The organism is Streptomyces sp. NPDC056160 (assembly GCF_042268205.1).
Classification (GTDB): Bacteria; Actinomycetota; Actinomycetes; order Streptomycetales; family Streptomycetaceae; genus Streptomyces.
Genome location: NZ_JBHJUW010000350.1, coordinates 1 through 1,349 on the forward strand (window position 1 = coordinate 1; position 1,349 = coordinate 1,349).

Sequence of the window (1,349 nt, forward strand, 5' to 3'; positions counted from 1 at the left end):
CAGGGCTTCGGCGTAGTCGCGTGACGCCCAGTTTGTGATGTTCTGTCAGCTCGGCGGTGCCCGAAACGTGACAGGCACGGCTTCCAAGATCATGGAGTTCTCTACGTCCCGTGATCCGAGTGGAAGACCGTGCCTGCCGACGCATCATCGCTGATCCCGCCTGCCCTTGACCAGCTTCGCGAGCATCCCGCGGCCGTATCCGACGAGGTCCCGCGCCTGCTGGAGCGGCTGGCCGAGGTGCCCGACCCGCGAGACCCACGCGGCGTACGGCACGCTCTGGTTGCTGTGCTCGCGCTGACCGCGTGTGCGGTTCTGGCGGGGGCGACCACCCTGCTGGCAGTCAGCGAGTGGATCGCCGACGCCCCGCCGCACACCCTGGAAAGCCTCGGCATACGCCTCGACCCACTGTTCCCGAAGCGGTTCCTGCCTGCGGAAACAACGGTCAGGCGGCTGCTGACCCGCATCGACGGCGACGCGCTGGACCGGGCGGTCGGACGCTGGCTCGCCGACCGACGCCCGAAGGCAACCGGACTGCGCGGCCTCGCAGTGGACGGCAAAAGTCTGCGCGGCGCGGCCAAAGCGAAGGGCCGCAAGATCCACCTGCTCGCCGCACTGGAGCACACCACCGACCTGATCCTGGCCCAGCTGGACGTCGGCGAGAAGACGAACGAGATCACTTGCTTCCAGCCGCTGCTGGACACCGTCGCCGACCTGGCAGGAGCCGTCGTCACCAGCGACGCGATGCACACCCAGCGCGAGCACGCCGACTACCTCCTCGGCCGGGGCGCCCACTACATCGTGATCGTCAAGGGCAACCAGAAGAAGCTGCGCCGGCAGCTCACGTCCCTTCCCTGGAAGGACATCCCGCTTCAGGGACGCACCCGGGGCATCGGCCACGGCCGCTCGGAGATCCGCCGGATCAAGGTCGCCACCGTGAACAGCCTCCTCTTCCCCGGAGCCCGCCAGGCTGTCCAGATCAAGCGCCGGCGCACCGACCGCAAGACCGGCAAGACCACCGTCAAGACGGTTTACGCCGTCACCAGCCTCACCGCCGAGCAGGCCACCGCGGCCCAGCTCGCCGAACTGGTCCGCAACCACTGGAAGATCGAAACCCTGCACCATGTCCGCGACACCACCTTCGCAGAGGACGCCTCCCAGCTGCGGACCGGCAACGCGCCCCGCGCGATGGCCACCTGGCGCAACCTCGCCATCGGAGCCCTCCGCACGGCCGGAGTGAACAACATCGCGGCCGGCCTACGCCGCAACGCCCGCGACCCCCGCCGCCCCCTCGCACTCCTCGGCCTCGAATGATCACGAACCGGACGTCATGCGACTACGCCGAAGCCTTG

General features: G+C 68.8%; 1 pseudogene. It reads left to right on the forward strand.

Going from position 1 to position 1,349, the window contains the following annotated elements:
* Positions 1-237: 237 nt before the first annotated feature.
* Positions 238-1,152, forward strand: a pseudogene (locus ACFC02_RS42660) (ISAs1 family transposase); the annotation flags it as partial.
* Positions 1,153-1,349: the final 197 nt, after the last annotated feature.